The 16,339-nt window shown below is 61.3% G+C and carries 14 protein-coding genes; 12 read left to right on the top strand and 2 right to left on the bottom strand.

The genetic code is table 11. From position 1 onward, the window contains the following. The first annotated feature begins 42 nt into the window (after positions 1-42). From F6S87_RS03755 to F6S87_RS03740, 4 genes are all read left to right on the top strand, one after another. Entirely contained in the window at positions 43-234 is a 192-nt protein-coding gene (locus tag F6S87_RS03755; RefSeq protein WP_163227270.1) for a hypothetical protein, read from the top strand. Next, positions 234-935, top strand: coding sequence for a thioredoxin family protein (locus tag F6S87_RS03750; protein WP_163227269.1), 702 nt, complete (start codon positions 234-236; stop codon positions 933-935). Before F6S87_RS03755 ends, F6S87_RS03750 begins: the two co-directional genes overlap by 1 nt. 656 nt (positions 936-1,591) lie before the next feature. Next, positions 1,592-2,086, top strand: coding sequence for a helix-turn-helix domain-containing protein (locus tag F6S87_RS03745; RefSeq protein WP_163227268.1), 495 nt, complete (start codon positions 1,592-1,594; stop codon positions 2,084-2,086). Between the two features lie 72 nt (positions 2,087-2,158). Further along, the gene (locus tag F6S87_RS03740; RefSeq protein WP_163227267.1) at positions 2,159-2,722 is read left to right on the top strand and encodes a PIN domain-containing protein; all 564 of its coding nucleotides are present in this window, start codon (positions 2,159-2,161) and stop codon (positions 2,720-2,722) included. 676 nt (positions 2,723-3,398) lie between these two features. On the opposite strand, the gene F6S87_RS08835 is transcribed toward F6S87_RS03740, so the two are convergent. Further along, positions 3,399-3,530, bottom strand: coding sequence for a hypothetical protein (locus F6S87_RS08835; RefSeq protein WP_269202065.1), 132 nt, complete (start codon positions 3,528-3,530; stop codon positions 3,399-3,401). Between the two features lie 324 nt (positions 3,531-3,854). Here F6S87_RS08835 and F6S87_RS03735 point away from each other — a divergent pair, with 324 nt between their 5' ends. The 6 genes from F6S87_RS03735 (at position 3,855) to F6S87_RS03710 (ending at position 14,249) form a co-directional block, all read left to right on the top strand. Continuing rightward, positions 3,855-4,229 carry a helix-turn-helix domain-containing protein gene (locus tag F6S87_RS03735; RefSeq protein WP_163227266.1) on the top strand — a complete coding sequence of 125 codons (375 nt, stop codon included), beginning with the start codon at positions 3,855-3,857 and terminating at the stop codon, positions 4,227-4,229. Next, positions 4,226-5,524, top strand: a complete 1,299-nt coding sequence (locus tag F6S87_RS03730; RefSeq protein WP_163227265.1) for a type II toxin-antitoxin system HipA family toxin — start codon at positions 4,226-4,228, stop codon at positions 5,522-5,524. The genes F6S87_RS03735 and F6S87_RS03730 overlap by 4 nt, the downstream gene beginning before the upstream one ends. 675 nt (positions 5,525-6,199) lie before the next feature. Further along, positions 6,200-9,256 carry a SpaA isopeptide-forming pilin-related protein gene (locus F6S87_RS03725; RefSeq protein WP_163227264.1) on the top strand — a complete coding sequence of 1,019 codons (3,057 nt, stop codon included), beginning with the start codon at positions 6,200-6,202 and terminating at the stop codon, positions 9,254-9,256. A gap of 785 nt (positions 9,257-10,041) precedes the next feature. Further along, entirely contained in the window at positions 10,042-11,799 is a 1,758-nt protein-coding gene (locus tag F6S87_RS03720) for a SpaH/EbpB family LPXTG-anchored major pilin (RefSeq protein WP_163227263.1), read from the top strand. Positions 11,800-11,973: 174 nt separating this feature from the next. Further along, a complete protein-coding gene (locus F6S87_RS03715; protein WP_331270746.1) occupies positions 11,974-12,876 on the top strand; it encodes a class C sortase in 903 nt (300 codons plus the stop codon). 137 nt (positions 12,877-13,013) lie between these two features. Continuing rightward, a complete protein-coding gene (locus F6S87_RS03710) occupies positions 13,014-14,249 on the top strand; it encodes a Cna B-type domain-containing protein (RefSeq protein WP_163227262.1) in 1,236 nt (411 codons plus the stop codon). A 257-nt stretch (positions 14,250-14,506) separates the two neighbouring features. Here the strand turns inward: F6S87_RS03710 and F6S87_RS03705 are convergent, their stop codons facing one another. Next, complete coding sequence (locus F6S87_RS03705) at positions 14,507-15,088, bottom strand: hypothetical protein (RefSeq protein ID WP_163227261.1); 582 nt, start codon at positions 15,086-15,088, stop codon at positions 14,507-14,509. A 352-nt stretch (positions 15,089-15,440) separates the two neighbouring features. On the opposite strand from F6S87_RS03705, the gene rplU reads away from it, so the two are divergent. Together rplU and rpmA are read left to right on the top strand one after the other, a co-directional pair. Continuing rightward, complete coding sequence (rplU, locus tag F6S87_RS03700) at positions 15,441-15,749, top strand: 50S ribosomal protein L21 (protein WP_163227260.1); 309 nt, start codon at positions 15,441-15,443, stop codon at positions 15,747-15,749. A gap of 152 nt (positions 15,750-15,901) precedes the next feature. Further along, positions 15,902-16,165: a 50S ribosomal protein L27 gene (gene rpmA, locus F6S87_RS03695; RefSeq protein WP_163227259.1), complete on the top strand. Its 264-nt coding sequence runs from the start codon at positions 15,902-15,904 to the stop codon at positions 16,163-16,165. Positions 16,166-16,339 lie beyond the last annotated feature (174 nt).

Raw genomic sequence — 16,339 nt, 5'->3', positions numbered from 1 at the left:
TGACCCATTATGGCCAATGAACGATATCTGAAGGGGGTATCCATGGCAGATGACATCACGCCGGCCGCCGCGAAGGCCACCATGAACGCCGGCAGGAAGACCGCAGTACGCACGCCGTTCTGCTCCGCGCCCGCGGGGATCAAGCCGACGCATCTCAAGGCATCGCTTGACGAAGCACTCAGCGAAGGCGTCGGCACTGCCGCCGCGCACCTGGCGTCCAAGGAGGAACACTGATGGATGAAGACATGCTCACCGACGAACAAATACAGCAGCTGGAAACGCTATTCGCGTCCCTGACCGTCCCGGTCGAGTTGCGGCTCTCGCTGGACGGCGGCGAGGCGTCCGAACAGACGCACGCCCTGGCTAATCAGCTTGCGGACGCGTCGCGCGGCAAGCTGACCGTGCATGCCGAGGAAGTGTCGTCGGAAGACGGTGGCGGCGACATTTCCGACCCGACTGCGCCGTTGCCGCATGCGCTGCCGACGACGCGCGTGCTGGCGGCCGACCGTTCGGGCACGATGCGCGAGACGGGCATCGCGTTCCATGGCGTGCCTGGCGGCCGGCAGTTCGTCGCGCTGCTGGCCGGCATCCTGGACGCCGGCGGCAACGGACAAGGGGTCGCGTCCGACGAGTTGGCGCGTATCGACTCCCTCGAGCAGGATGTGGACATCCTGCTGCTCGTGTCGCTGACCTGCCCGTACTGCCAGGCCACCGTCGAGGCGTGCGACCGCATCGCCACGCTGACCGGCCACGTGCGCGCCGAGGCCTACGACATCGCCGAGTATCCGCAGCTGGCCGATGAATACCAGTCCGACGGTGTTCCCGTCGTCGTCGTGACGCCGCGGGCTGGTGCCGACGGTTCCGAACCCCTGATGGCTGTTGGCGGCCGAGACGTTTCCGGCATCCTCGACCTGATCGACCAGACCCTCGGCTGAGCCCGAGGCCCGGTTCCTCTGTGCCGATCATGCCGACCATGCCGGCCGTGCTGTCGACCGTGCTGCCGCCCGCGTGCGTGCGTTCGCGAAGAATGGCCGGCGCGGTTCTGTGTTTCCGCACGTCCGTGCCGATCGTGTGCGTGCGACTTCTGGGACGGGACCAGTGCTGTTCTTCGTTTTCGCACACCCTGCCTCCCGCGAGCGTGCGATTTCTGGGACGGCCCAGTCTGCGTTCCCTCCGAACGCACGCGGACTGGCCTGTTTGCGTGCGGAAGTTGGGAAGGGGTTGCGGGGCATCCCTTCAACTGCACGGAAATCGCCCCGCCCGCATGCGTTCAGTGGGAACCTGTGCTGCTGATCCCCGGAAAACGCACGCTGCCGTTCCTCTTTGCGTGCAGACGCCGAGAAGGAACGCTGATTATATGGAAGACCTCATCGGCAATGTTGATTATTTGCCACATTCCGTGATGTGGCAAATAATCAACAGCCATGAGATGTATTGCGGCCTCTGTTGCAAGCCCTGGCGGCGAGTTCGGGTTTGCTTTAGTGATGTCTGTTTTGTCCGTGCTGTCCGTTTTGTCGGTTTGTGATAGAATGGTTCGCATCGCAAATGACGATGGATGCTCAATGGCGAGCGCGGATGACGGGAGGCTGCGATGGCACTCAGGATTGTTGACGATTCGGCGCCGGTGCAATTTGCGCTGCGCGGGAACGGCATGACGTACGAGCTGGACGAGCGCGCCTATGAAGCGGCGTTGAAGGCAGCCGAGGAGGCGATGGCCGATGAGCTGGCTTCATCAGTCGAGGATCGGCTGACGCATGCGGTTACCGGAATTTCCGGGACTGCCGGTGTCGACGATGCTGCCCTGGAGCCTCATGTTGACGAGTCCGACAGGATGGTCACGACTGGAAAGGCGGCGAAGATCCTGCATGTTTCCACACGTACGGTCGCGCGGATGGTAGATGCGGGAAAGCTGGTGGCGTTCCGCTATGGCGAGACCGGGCATCGGCTGATTTCGCTCGAATCGTTGCTGGCCTATCGTGACGAACATCTGCGCCGGTGCGAACTGCTGTCGCAAGCCCGTGACCTCGCCGATGACGCTGGCCTGCATGACGATGATCCGGCATCGCTGCCGAAGAGGACAAGGTAGCACAAGACCGGGCCGCGGACGTGAAACATCGTTTGCGTTTCCGGGCTTGGTTTGCGGGACGGAATCGTGGCCATGGAAAAAGTTGTCATCGATGCCAACATCGTTGTCAGGACGTGGCTGTTGGATCCGCTGCTCTGCCTTGCGGAAGCATATTTCTTCGAGCCGAAGTGGTCGGATGCCATCATGAACGAAGCGTATCGGGCCATGATTGCCCATCGCCACCGGCAGGATGCCCGCGAGATTCATCAGTATATCGTGACGGTCGAGGCCGCTTTCCCTGACAGCATGGTGACCAACTGGCGCGGATACGGAAACACGGTAAGGCTGCCCGATCCCGACGACCAGCATGTCGTTGCTGTTGCCTTGGTTTCCGGTGCGTCGTCCATTGTCACCTACAATCTGGAGGATTTTCCGTCATCCGTACTCGAGCCGTACGGCATTCGCGCCATCCATCCCGATGAATTGCTGGTTCGTTGCTATGAAGAGGATTCCGAGTCCTTTGTTGAAATTCTTCGGGAAATGGTTGCCACCAAGAAACATCCGACTCGCACCGTTCGCGATCAGATCGAGTATTTTGCCGCGGCTGGCTGTAATGGTATTGCCGATAAGCTTGCCGCTTGTTTTCCGGGGTTGTAGAGCCAGTTGACGGCGGATCCGGAGAATGGCTGGCATCCTTCTCCGGGTCCGCACGTCCGTGCTGCCCGTGTGCGTGCGATTGCAGGGATGGCCCGCCCTGCATTCCCTCTGAACGCACGCGGAGTGGCCTGTTTGCGTGCGGAAGTTGGGAAGGGGTTGCGGGTCATCCCTGCAACTGCACGGAAATCGCGCCGCCCGCGTGCGCTTGGTGGGAACCCGTGCCGCGGCTTCCCGGATTCCGCACGCTGCCGCCCTCGTGCGCGTGCGTTTGTAGGGAACGGCCGGACTGCTTCCCGGATTCCGCACGCTGCCGCCCTCGTGCGCGTGCGTTTGTAGGGGAACGGCCGGACTGCTTCCCGGAAACCGCACGCTGGAGGTCGTGCGCAATACCGTGGTCCGGAGTGGCATTGCCTGATTCGCGTTTTTTGGAAGTCGTCTAGTGGCTGCCTTCCGAAATCCGTCCGATGGAACCAGTTCCCGCGGATTCCTGAAGGGCTGTACTGGGTCCCTCGCTAAGTCCACGCAACGGATCCTGTTCCCGCGGATTCCTGAAGGGCTGCGCCGGACCCCTTCCAAATTGCGCGCAGCAACCCCTGTTGTCGCGGATTATGGAAGGATTCGGCCGTGGCATGATAGGGGAGCGAAACCGCGAAACGTGCGCTTTGGACTTGATGGCCTACTCCTCTTCCAGCAGCCACTCCGGGGCGTACTCGATCCGGATGCCTTCGTCGGTGATGCCGGTGTCGTAGTGGTTCAGCGTCAGCACCTTGATCAGCCCGTTATCGCGATACTGCTCCAGATACGCCATCAATTTCGGTCGCTCGGTAAACATAATTTTCAGTATGCTGAAAATTTCGCACGATTCTCGCCAAAATTTTCAATATGTTGAAATTTTTATCTCGCTAGGCCTCTGTTTCTTCCGTCCATTTCCTCGCTTTCTGTTCCTCTCCTTTGATGATGTCACGGAGGCCGGGCTGCCGGCTCGGGCCTGCGACATCCAGACGAGAGTGAGGGGTGGATGGTTGCGCTTCTCCCGCTGTAGATTATTTGCTACATTACGTAATGTGTCATATAATCTACATTTATCGGGCGGCCACAGGGAAAGATGACGCAAGGAAAACGGAGGTAGGCCGTGACGGATTACGGGTGCGTGCCCAATCTGCTGCTCCTGGGGCAGATTGTGCGCGATGCGCGGAAACAAGAAGGACTTACGCAGCAACAGTTGGCCGACAAGATCGGAGCGGATCGTACCTGGATTAACCGTCTGGAGAAGGGATTGCTGATGAACCCCGGGATGAATCGTCTCTTCGACGTCTTCGAAACCCTCCACCTCGCGATGTTTCTCCGCCGCGACGACGCTGCCGGCATCCCCGCCGCCAACATGCCGGCCGCCGACCCTGCCGCGCCGCGGCCGTTGCTGCAGAATCTCACCTACGAAGAAGCCCGCGCCGCCATCCTCGCCGCGAAGGCTTCCGCCGGGGAAGTCGGGGAGGAGGGAGCGAAATGAGTGTCAAGGAACTGCATGTCTTCCTCTCTGGCGAGCATGTCGGCGTTCTGTCGGAAAACGCCGGCGGTCGGCATGAGCTTGAGTATGACGATGGCAGCGGTCCTGCACTGTCGGTGGCGCTGCCGCGCGGCAACCGGCATTGGTCGGGATTGCCGGTGGAAGCTTATATTGACGGGATCTTGCCCGACGATCCTGCGGTTCGTGCGCACATTGGCGCCATGCATGCCGTTAACCCGAGGAATCCTTTTGCGCTGCTGACGGCGGTTGGCCTGGACTGTGCCGGCGCCGTCCAGTTTCTGCCAGAGGATCGTCTGGGTGAGCTTGACCGCCCTGAGCTCCTGCAGCCCATCGACGAACAGCAGATTGCGGAACGACTCAGCCGTCCGGCGCATGCTGAAGGCGGCGTCTGGCAAACTGCCGAAGAGCGGTGGTCCCTCAACGGTGCCCAGGACAAGATAGCGTTGCGGCTTGATCCGTTCACGGCGCAATGGCAGGAAGCGCTGGGGGCCGCGGCGACCACGCACATCTTGAAGCCCGGAGTGACCAGTGTCGCCGAACATGCGTTCAACGAGACCGTGTGCATGAATGTCGCTGGCAGGCTTGGGCTTGAATCCGCCGCGACGACGTATCGTGTGTTTGTCGGCGTGCCGGCCATCGTGAGCGAACGCTGGGACAGAAGTTATGGGCTGGGCCCCGACGGGCTGATCGTGCAGCGAATTCATCAGGAAGACATGTGCCAGGCATTGTCCGTCATGACCGACAACAAATATCAGTCCGACGGCGGTCCGGGAACCGACAGGATTCTCGCGCTGCTTGCGTCCATTCGAGCCGGCGAGGAGAGTGAGCGATTGTTCCTGCAGGCGCTCGCCTTCAACTACTTGATCGGCGGCACCGATGCCCATGCCAAGAACTACGCGCTGCTCGAGCCCGGAGATGGTTCCGTCAGACTGGCGCCGCTATATGACATCGCCTCGATTTTCCCGTATGGTCCGCAACGTCGTGACCGTCGCATGGCGATGAGCATCGGCAAGCAATACCGATGGGATTGTCTGGAAGAATGTCACTGGCGTCGTCTTGTGGATGGCCATGCGCAGTATGTTGACGGAGACGAGATGCTGCGGATGCTTCACGACATGGCCGAGCGACTCCCGGATGTGTTGTCGCAAGTGCTTGATGAACAGCTGGCTGCGCTCGCTCATGCTAGAGTTTCGGAAGATTCTCTGAGCGACAAGCGTCATCTGGGTGATCTCATGGTGGAGGGCGCTATTGCGCAATGCAGGGCGATCGCTGGGTGATATCTCTTGGTGCGTTGATTCCTGATATGCGTGGATTTCGGAAGGGGCCTAGTGGTGGCCTTCCGGAATCCGCAATCAGGGGCTGGTTTTCGTGGATTCTGGAAGGGCTGTACCGGGTTCCTTCCGGATTGCTCGCAACGGATCGTGTTTCCGTGGATTCTGGAAGGTTCCCGCTGGGTTCCTCTGGAAATCTACGCAGCGGCGGAGGTGGGGAATGAGTCATTCGCGGCGCTGATGTGTGATTGCGTATCGGTGATGGCGAATTTTTTATGTGACTATTTCATATGTTATGCCACTCGAAAATCTCTTTTTATTTATGCATGAATTTAATTTTTGGCGAGTGAATTATTTTTTAATTTGTGCATAATTAAAACCTGAGAGAAGAGATTTATGCGCAGGGATGCGCGATAGAGGGGAATGACGATGAAGCATGCGAGTCGCCGTGGGGAAGTGTATCCATCAAGCCCAGTATCCGTGCGGAAAATTCATGGTATCCATGACGACTCGCAAATAATCGGATCATTAAACTCTCAAATAACGGAGCAAATTCCCGATAAAAAATGTCTTCCGCGCGTTCCTTTCCGCCCGCTCCTCCGTACTTTCTGTACTTTCCGTGCTTCCCGTGCTTCCGGTCACGCCGCGGCCTGGTCCCGCCTGACCGGCGCCGTCGTCGTCATGCTGCTGACCGTGGCGGCGCTGCTGGTCTCGCCGCTCGCCGCCGACGCCGAGCAGGCCACCGGTTCCAGTTCCGCGAGCTCCGGCTCGACGTCCGGCTCGACGGCCGACTCCGAAACCGGACTGGCCGCCGGCGCGTTGTGCTCGCCGTCGTCGGTGACGATCGGCGACGGCACGGACACGTCGGTGCCGGACTACGGCGTGGCGACGTGGGTCGGCGGCGACATGTACGTCGGCGCGCCGAGCACGGCGAGCGACGGCACCGTCAACACGGCATACGGCAAGGACGCCGCGACGCCGGTCAGCTCGTACGCCGTCGAGGCCGAGGGCCTGACGCTCGTGCAGGGCAAGCTGGCGATCAAGAGCGTCAAGAATTCGTGGAGCAACCGCGGCTTCCGCTTCGGCATCGTCGGCTTCGGCGCGCAGTACCGCGGCGAGGAAGGCAGCGACACGCTCGTCGTCGCCGGCCTGTCCAGCGCCAGCAAGATCACGCTCGCCGACTACGACGGCAACGACGTGAACGCCCTCGGCTACGGAGCCACCGGCCGCGGCTGGATCGGCAAGGATCCGACATACGGCGACAATGCCTACTACAATGCGCAGATCGCCGGTACCAGGAGCCGCGCGATGGGCACGGACGGATGGAGCAAGCAGGTCGAGTCCGTCTACAACTACACCGGCGACGGCACCGTGACGTGGACCGGCAGCAATGCCAATCCGCTGACTGGCGTGCGCATCGTCAAGAACGGCACGGCGACGACGAGCGACCTGTCCGGCTACGGGCAGACGGTGGCCAGCCAGTCGGCAACGCTCGCCGCCGTGGCCGCGAACGGCACGGTGACCGAAAGCGCCGCGCCCGACGATGCCGCCTACTGGCGCTACAAGTACAACAGCAACACGATCAACTACCAGTTCGTCTTCGACTCCTCGAACCGCGAGAAACTGCTGACATTCACCGGTGACGGCAGCAGCGTGCTGCAGGTCTTCGACGTGCCGGCATCCTACCTGAGCGACACCGGCCAGGACGGCACCGTCTATCGCGGCGTCGATTTCGACTTCGAGAACATCCCGTCCGGCGCGTCGGTCGTCGTCAACGTCGTCGCCGACACGACGGGCAGTTCCACGGGAAACATCAGCTTCCATAGCGGCTGGCGCTTCTGGTGGAACGGCAACGAGATCGGCGACGGCTACGTGGACGCCGGCATCGGCGACGGCACGGTGACCGACGAGGACCGCGCCGACTACAGCACCGCCGCAAAGTCGATCATGTGGAACTTCGCCGGCCTCGCCTCGTCGGAAACGCTGACGATCTACGGTGGCCAGTACAACTCGGGCAAGTCCGGCGACGATCCGGCCGCAGCCATGCTCGGCTCGATCATGGTGCCGTACGGATCGTTCGACGACCATGTCACGACGAACGGCCGCGTCTGGGTCGGCGGCGACTTCATGATGGACAACCCGACCGTCGCCGCGACGTTCGGCAAGGGCGTCGGCGAGGGCGATTCAGCGTCCGTCATCGACATGGACCAGGAACGGCACAACTTCCCGTGGTCCGGCTCCGTCAGCACGTCCTGCTCGTCGATCGGCTGGAGCAAGACCGGCAGCGACGGCACCGTGCCGGAAGGCACGAAGTGGGCTGTCTACGGCACGCTCGACGACGCGAAGTCGTCGACGAACGCCATCCTCACCGTGACCGACAACGTCGTCTCGTCGGGCGACTGGAACACGGCGACCGGCGAACTCGAGCTGCACAACCTCGCGCAGGGCGCCGCCTACTACATCCGCGAGGTCGCGACGGCCGACGGCTACGACCTGAACACGAACATCTACCGGATCGAGACCGGCGCCGACAGCGGCACTGTCGTCACGCGGATCGCGGCCATCTACACGACGGATTCGTCGAACGATTCATCCGCCAGTTCGGCCACGAGAATCTGGGCAGCCAGCGATTCATCAGGCACGTTCACCTATCCGGCCGACGACGAGGCCGCGCTGATCGACTCCGACGGACGGATCGTCAACAAGCTGTCGACCGGCGGCATCTCCTGGACGAAGGTCGACGCGACGAACCAGCAGGCGATCGCCGGCGCGACGTTCGCCGTCCAGCAGTTCGCCGACGGCGCCTACGCCGACGTCGACGCGACGATCACCGCCGACGGCGGTCAGTACCAGGTCGCCGGATTGCCGGCGGGGCACTGGTACCGGATCGTCGAGACGGCCGCGCCGGACGGCTATCAGGCCGACGTCGACAGCGCCTACTACTTCTATGTCGGCGCCGGCACGGCATCCGGAACGGCTTCAGTGTCGGTGACGGTCGGCTCCGCGACCTACGCCGCCGGGACGTTCTACCATGACACGACCGCGAACTTCGACGCGCAGACCGGCGCCCCGGTCACGACGACGGCGATGGAGTCCAACACGATCGCGAACGACCGCGTGCCCGGGTCGGTCAGCTGGACGAAGATCTCGTCCGATCGTGCCGACACCGCGCCGCTCGCCGGTTCGGAGTGGACGATCACCTATTACTCCTACAACGGCGAGGGCACCGACGACTACGCCTACAACGGCAAGTCGTACACGATCACCGACTGCACGGCCGACGGCAGCTGCACGTTCGCGGACGTCGACGGCGAGACGCCGTATCCGGCGTGGGCGAAGGACGTCGATGCGACGACCGGCAAGTTCTCGTTGACCGGCCTGGCGTGGGGCAAGTACGTCGTCGCCGAGAAGACGGCGCCGACCGGCTACGCGAAGACCGACCAGACGTGGACGTTCCTGATCGGCGGCGACGCCGTGAAGACTGCGATGGGCGACAGTGGCTCTACGGACTCGGCAGGCGAGGCCAGTTCAACCAGTACGTCCGCTTCCGCCGACTCGACGTTCGCCGAGCAGTCCGACTCCTTCACCGTCGATCTCGGCGACATCGAGAACACTCCCGGCATCGTGCTGCCGTCCGCCGGCGGCTCCGGCAACGCCCGGCTCGTCGTCATCGCCGGCGTGGGCATCACGCTGCTCGCCCTCCTCGGCCTGGCCTTCCTCCTCAGGCGCCGGAACTGAGCCGGGCCTGATTCATACCCGTACCATCTCCCTCCTGAACCGCAGCCCCGCCACGGGCGATCGGTGAAATCCCGATGGGATTCCTCGCCGACCATCCGTGGCGGGGCTGTCTTGCGTGCGGGTGGTGAGGACGAATCGTTCGTGTTCAAGTAGCAGCGCACAATGAAGAAAAATTTAGTCATATTACTGAAGAATGCGTCAAAAAATTGCCGGGAATAGTCGCGACAAATTCATGGTTATGTCTGCTGAATTGCAAATGGCGCCACGATGGGGGTATTGGCGGGGTGCCGGACGAAGGACGTGTGGAGATGGTGAAAAGATTGGTAAATATTGGGTTTGCTTAGTGGACACGGGTTGCCCTCGCTGCATAACTACCATAAAATCGTAACCAAAGCCGACGGTTCCGCCACTGGTGGAGTTTCGCTGACGGCTAATAAGTAAAGAGGATGAGCGGTCGCCGCCCGGCGATCCGCGAATGTGCTTCCTGTAGGGGTGACTGAAGGGGAGCAGGGTCCGCCCGGACCGGATCGTTCGGCAAGAGATGATGAACGATCCTTCCATCATCGGACTTGACGGTTGCATCGACGGAGATGCGGCAGGCCAAGCCTACGCAGCGATTCAGCCGTCGGAAGATGATGACCGGGAAGACCTGCGCGATGGGAAACGCGCCTCCGACCTAAGAACGATTCTTTTCCTCAATTCTCCCAGGAATCGTCCATCACAGGGGAATGGCCAAGGGAGGGCCGGATTTTCCACAAGTGAATAAGGGAAGTGCAAGGAGAATCATGAAAAAGCTTGGAAGGGCGATAGTCGCCCTGATTTCAGTAGTAGCCATGGCTGCCACCGGCCTAGTCGGCGTCTCGTCCGCCTATGCCGACGATGACACTTATACCATTACTATCGATAGTCAGGTCTCTGGCCATACCTATGAGGCGTATCAGATCTTTGCCGGTACTGTTGCCGATTTCGGCGATGTCGATGATGACGGTGATATTGATTGGCGACTGTCCCAGATCATCTGGGGTGCTGCGGTTCAGGACACCACTGTTCAGAACGCCATCATTGCCTGGGTAAATGAAAAGATCAAGGCCGACGCCGATGAAAGCGCTTCGGATGAAGAGGTTAATGCTCTTCTGGTGGACGACGCCGCTGGTGTTGCCGAATGGCTGTCCGAGAACTCTTCGTATGCCGAGGAATTTGCGAAGATGGTTGCCGAAAAGGTGACGGTTACGTCCGGTACCATGACGGAAAACAAGGCTGACGGTGCGACCACCAATTACACCATTTCGGGTCTGCAGCCGGGCTACTATCTCGTCAAGGACCAGGACAATTCGATTGCCGCTGATGCGAATGACGCCTACACTGCTTACATCCTTCAGGTTGTCGGCAATGTTGAAGTGACGCCGAAGTCCACTCTGCCGACCGTTGACAAGGACGTGGAGGATACTGATGGATCCTACGCTGATGTTGCCGACCATACGATTGGCGAGTCCTTCAACTTCAAGCTGACTGCCACGCTTCCGGCCGATAAGGACGGCGAGCAGGATCGCGCAGTCTATTCCTCGTACACGCTGGTGTTCAAGGATACGATTTCTACTGGTATCACCTTTGAGGAGATCGTTTCCGTGACGATTAACCCGGATACCGATGACATCGAGGTTCCGCTGTATGAGGCTGCTGCCGAGGATGGCAGCACTGATGAGACCAAGGGCTACACCACGACTGCTGTCGATGGTACTGACGGTGAAGCAACTTGGACGCTGACGATTGCTGATCTGTATGACTTCATGGATGATATTTCCGGTGCCATTGAGATCGAAGTTGTCTACGCTGCCCACCTCAACTCGGATGCGACTGTGACGACCAACACCGGTGACGACACCTCTGCCGCTATCGCGAACAACAACAAGGTCACTCTCCAGTACTCGAACAACCCCTATGCCACCAGCATGGGTACGACTCTCGAGGACGTCGTCTACGTCGCCACCTTCAAGGTCAACACCAAGAAGACTGCGGAAACTGCTACTGGCGATGCCCTTGAGGGTGCGGAATTCTCCGTGAAGAATGAGGCTGGCCAGTACCTGGTCTTCAGCAGCACCTATGACACGACGAATGGTGGCTACAAGGTGACCGGCGCTGCCGTGTACAACGCGACGGCTGACAAGTACTACCTGGTCGATGCGGATGGCAACGCCACTACTACTGAGGTTGATGCGACTGACGTCACTATTGCCTCTCGGAATGATGGTAACTTCAACATCCTCGGCCTCGGCTCCGGTACCTACACGCTTGTCGAAACGAAGGCTCCGGACGGCTACAATCTGGCTGCCGACTCCACCTTCACGGTCACCGCTGATTATGGCGACGACGAGAGCACTGTGATCTACAACCAGGCTACTGTCGTCGTTGTCAACCAGAAGGGCTCCACCCTTCCGGAGACCGGTGGCATGGGCACCACTCTCCTCTACATCATCGGCGGACTCATCGTGCTGATGGCTGCGGTGGGTATTGCGGTGGCGATGCGTCGTCGTCGCAACGCCTGAGGGCAATAACTGAAGAGAGCTACCGATCTAATGGTCTCTTCTGGATGCCCATTGGCGAGGTGACTTGACAAGGCGGGCATTCCGTTCGGGCTGCACGGCCCGGGCGGCTGTCCGCCTTGTTCGTATTACGCATCACAACCAACAGGCATCACAAGAAGGGATCAGAAGAGCGCAGTGAACCAGCAGAACAAACCCGTCAAGAAGAAGGGCAACCTCGGCTTCAACCTGTTGATCGGCTTCTTCTCGGTGCTGCTGCTCGCCGGCGTCGGGCTGCTGTGCTATCCGACGTTCTCCGACTGGTGGAACCGGATGCATCAGTCCAGGGCCGTCGCCGGATACGTCGAGGCCGTCGACAACCTGTCGGCCGAACAGAAGGCCGACATGCTCGCGAAGGCGCACCAGTACAACACCGACCTGCTGAGCGTGCCCGACCGCTGGCACCTGTCCGACGACCAGCTCGACTACTACAACGAGACGCTCGACGTGACCGGTACCGGCATCATGGGCTACGTTTCGGTCCCCTCGATCGACGTGCGGCTGCCGATCTACCACGGCACCGACGAGACGGTGCTGCAGATCGCACTGGGTCACCTCACCGGGTCGTCGCTGCCAGTCGGCGGAGACACGACGCATGCCGTCGTCTCCGGCCACACCGGCTTGCCGTCCGCGCGACTGCTCACCGGACTCGACCGCGTCGAAGTCGGCGACCAGTTCTACGTGACGGTGCTCGACGACGAATACTGGTACGAAGTCGACCAGATCAACGTCGTGCTGCCGAACGAGATGGACGACCTGGCCATCGCCGACGGCGAGGACTATGTCACGCTGGTCACCTGCACGCCGTACGGCGTCAACTCGCACCGGCTGCTCGTGCGCGGTCACCGCATCGAGGCTCCGGCTACCGGCGACAACACGAAGTACGACGATCCGAACCTGATGATGGCGATCACGGTCGCCGCGATCGCGCTGCTGTTCCTGCTGCTCGTGCTGCTGGCCGTCTGGCTGGCACGACGGTCGGCGAAGCGTCGGCGAGGGGAATTGAAGCCTCGCAGCCGGCACGCTCACGGCGGACAGTGAGCCGGGAGCAACGCAGTTCCGGCGGGGGACTGGAACTGACGGAAGAATCGTGCAAATTTCAACGATTCTCCAACGAAAACTTGAGATGAAGAATACGCCGGGCGGGCGGTGGTCCGCTCGCAACGAAGGGAGAGAGCATGGGCCGCTTGACCAAGCTTTGCACCGCGGTCGCCGCGTCGCTCGCGCTCGCGGGGGTGGCCGTCGGGCCGGCGTTCGCGGGCGAGTCGTCCGGCGGATCGTCGACAACGACGTCGACCATCGACGCCGGCAACGGCACCATTACCGTCGACTATCACTACACGTACACGTCGTCCGCCGGCGAGCAGACGCAGTTCCCGGTCAAGGGCGCGAACGTCATGCTCTACAAGGCCGCCGGATGGAACGATTCTGGCGACCTGGTGCTGACCGGCGACTTCGCCGCGCTGTGCGAAGGGGCGTCGCTGGACTGCTCGGCGATCACCGATACCGGCCGCCTGGCCGACAACGACACGCAGCGCGACCTCGCGACGTCGCTGCTGACGGCGCTGGCGACGAGCGACATCGCGTTCGATACGCAGGACGCCGTCATCGTCTCCGACGGCACGGCGCGCTATGTCGACGCCGATGGCGAGGCGACTGACGACGTCGCGTTCACCGGGCTCGGCGACGCGCTGTATTTCATTCGCGTCGGCGGCCAGATCCTCGATGCCGATGCGTATAGCCACCTGATGTACTGCAACGAGACGGCGATGTTCATCGACCTGAAGTCGGCGGTCTCCGGCGACGATGTCGCCGGCACCGTGAGCCGCACGGTGTCCCTCGAGCCGAAGGCGTCCTGCACGCTCGGCCCCGACCCGATCCACGTGACGAAGGTGTGGGACGACGGCGACTCGACGGCGCGACCGTCGTCGGTCGACGTGACGCTGTACGGACGGTATACCGACATCGAAGGCAACGAGGTCGTCGAGACGATTGAGACGCAGACGCTGTCCGCCGACAACGACTGGACGTATGTCTGGAGCGGCCTGCCGGACGACTATTACGAGTACTTCGTGCAGGAAGTCGACGTGCCCGACGGATACACGGTGAGCTACTCGAGGACCGACGTGACCGAGGAATCGGCGACGTGGACGGTGACGAACACGTCCGAGTCCGAATCCAGTACTCCGGGCGACTCCGAGACGCCGGGCACGTCCGATTCCGACGACGGCACGACTCCGGGAACCTCCGGTTCCACCGGCTCGACGAGCGCCTCCGCCTCGGCCACCGCGACGTCGACGACGCCCGCGCAGACTGGTGCGAACATCGCCCTCGTCGCCCTCGTCGCCGTCTCCGCGCTGATGCTCGGCGTCCTGCTAATCGTCGAGATCCGCAGGGCCTCGAAGAAGGCGTGAGCCGGTACGTGAAACTTACCCCTCCTTGTACACCAGCGGGAGGTTGGCTTTCTCCAGGGCTTGCCTCCCGCTTTCTCACGGAGCGGGCACCTATCTAAAGAGCTAACAAGAGCTCCCTGGAAGGGAGCTGCCGGCGAAGCCGACTGAGGGTCGACTTACGGCGCGCAACCAGTTACGTTCCGTAAGTCGACCCTCAGCCTCGCTACGCTCGGCAGCTCCCTTCCAGGGAGCTTCTTGCTTAGGGCCAAAAGGAACGGTCAGGCCGTATGGAAGCGGAGGTGGTGATGGGGGCGCGTGAGGCGGCGCAGCTTCGGCAGGTGGATGCCGGAGGCGAGGGCGATGCCGAAGATGCTCATCGCGCACATCAGCGCGACGATCATCAGCGCCATCCACCATGTCGCCGTGTTGTCGTTCCAGGCGAGGCTGCTGTCGGTGGTGTCGGACAGCGTGCCGCCCGCCGTCTCGCCGGTGGTTTCATCGATGGTCGCGTCGAAGGCGGCTTCGTCGGTGGCTTCGGGAGTGAGCTCCACGGCGCTCGTGGCCGGGGCGCCGATGCCGTCGACCGATTCGGCCGAGTCGGCAAGGACGGCGGCGAAGTCGGTGTCGGTCAGGACGTGCGTCGCGCCGGAGATCGTGCCTTCGGCATCGGTGCCGGAGTAGTCGATCGTGACCGGGGCCGGCTGCGCGACGGACGAATCGTCCGAAATCAGGATGGTGTCGCCGACCGATGCGCTGGCAGCCGGCCGCGCGATCTCTCCGGCGGCGAAACTCGTCACGATCGCGAACAGCACGATGACGAGTGTTGTCACGGCCACTCTCAGGTTCTTGTTCCAGTTCATGATCACGCCTTTGTGTTCGACAACTGACATTCTCTCTGTCTAAAATAATAGGCTCGCTTGCTGTGCATACGGTGAACGATTCGCTTATGGCGGTGGGATTCCCGGCCGCTGCTGGCGAGTCGGGGGAGTCTTCTTGTCCGTGTCGCAAGCCCGGGCCGCGAGCTCCGGTTCATGGCGCGAACAAGGGCAGTCCGGACAGGGCGAATCGTCAAAATTGACAACGCGAGCCATGACACGCCGGGCGACGGGTTGATTATGTACACGGGTGTATGTAGATTTGATTGCTGGTGTCTGGCCGCGAGGCTCGAACGTGCCGGGCAGTAAGCTTTCCAAGTAAATAAAGGAATAGATTATGTACGCGATTGTGAAGGCCGGCGGCCATCAGGAAAAGGTCGAGGTCGGCGACGTCATCCTCGTCAACCGTCTCAACGCCAAGAACGGCGAAACCGTGGAGTTCCCGGTCGCCCTCGTCGTCGACGGCGCCAACGTCACGCTGGGTGCCCAGGATCTGGCGAAGGTCTCCGTCAAGGCCGAGGTCGTTGACGACGACGCCAAGGGTCCGAAGATCAACATCCAGAAGTTCAAGAACAAGACCGGCGTTGCCCGCCGCAAGGGTCACCGCCAGAAGCTGACCGCCGTGAAGATCACGGCCATCGCCTGATTATTCGGTGGATCGTTCAGATCAGCAGATAGATCAGTAGATCGGCACAGATCGGCAGATCAAAACTCAACAAGAAATTACCCCGGCGGAAATCGGTAGAATAGTGAATACTGTCCGGCCGCAAGGGGGAGAGTAACCGAAAGGAACAGACAATGGCACATAAGAAGGGTGCGTCCAGCTCGCGCAACGGTCGCGATTCAAATCCGCAGTACCTCGGTGTGAAGAAGTTCGGTGGCGAGGCTGTCGTCGCCGGCAACATCCTGGTCCGCCAGCGTGGAACCAAGTTCCACCCGGGCATGAACGTCGGCATGGGCAAGGATCACACGCTGTTCGCCCTCGTCGATGGCAACGTCAAGTTCGGTGAGCGCCGCGATCGCAAGGTCGTCGACGTCGTCGCCGCCGAGACTGCCGAGTGAGCTGACTCGTCAAAGATTTTTTGAACAGGCCACGATTCTTCCGGATCGTGGCCTGTTTGCATGTTCGGGTTTTCCAAATCCCCTGGAAGGGGATCGCTGAGGCGAAGCCGAAGCGAGGGGTCGACTTACGGAACGCCACCGGTTGCGGCGCGTGAGTTGCGCTGGGACATTATC

Origin of the sequence: Bifidobacterium choloepi, from assembly GCF_010667615.1 — a bacterium.
Taxonomy (GTDB): Bacteria; Actinomycetota; Actinomycetes; order Actinomycetales; family Bifidobacteriaceae; genus Bifidobacterium; species Bifidobacterium choloepi.
Note: the sequence above shows the minus strand (reverse complement) of the source record. Positions and strands in the feature narration are given on the sequence as shown.

Bases quoted from the DNA above. Each gene is read 5' to 3' on its own strand.
- F6S87_RS03720 (WP_163227263.1), top strand. From the start codon at position 10,042: ATGAAAAAGCTTGGAAGGGCGATAGTCGCCCTGATTTCAGTAGTAGCC.
- F6S87_RS03740 (WP_163227267.1), top strand. From the start codon at position 2,159: ATGGAAAAAGTTGTCATCGATGCCAACATCGTTGTCAGGACGTGGCTG.
- F6S87_RS03745 (WP_163227268.1), top strand. From the start codon at position 1,592: ATGGCACTCAGGATTGTTGACGATTCGGCGCCGGTGCAATTTGCGCTG.
- F6S87_RS03710 (WP_163227262.1), top strand. From the start codon at position 13,014: ATGGGCCGCTTGACCAAGCTTTGCACCGCGGTCGCCGCGTCGCTCGCG.
- F6S87_RS03755 (WP_163227270.1), top strand. From the start codon at position 43: ATGGCAGATGACATCACGCCGGCCGCCGCGAAGGCCACCATGAACGCC.
- rpmA (WP_163227259.1), top strand. From the start codon at position 15,902: ATGGCACATAAGAAGGGTGCGTCCAGCTCGCGCAACGGTCGCGATTCA.
- F6S87_RS03705 (WP_163227261.1), bottom strand. From the start codon at position 15,088: ATGAACTGGAACAAGAACCTGAGAGTGGCCGTGACAACACTCGTCATC.
- F6S87_RS08835 (WP_269202065.1), bottom strand. From the start codon at position 3,530: ATGGCGTATCTGGAGCAGTATCGCGATAACGGGCTGATCAAGGTGCTG.
- rplU (WP_163227260.1), top strand. From the start codon at position 15,441: ATGTACGCGATTGTGAAGGCCGGCGGCCATCAGGAAAAGGTCGAGGTC.
- F6S87_RS03730 (WP_163227265.1), top strand. From the start codon at position 4,226: ATGAGTGTCAAGGAACTGCATGTCTTCCTCTCTGGCGAGCATGTCGGC.
- F6S87_RS03725 (WP_163227264.1), top strand. From the start codon at position 6,200: ATGCTGCTGACCGTGGCGGCGCTGCTGGTCTCGCCGCTCGCCGCCGAC.
- F6S87_RS03750 (WP_163227269.1), top strand. From the start codon at position 234: ATGGATGAAGACATGCTCACCGACGAACAAATACAGCAGCTGGAAACG.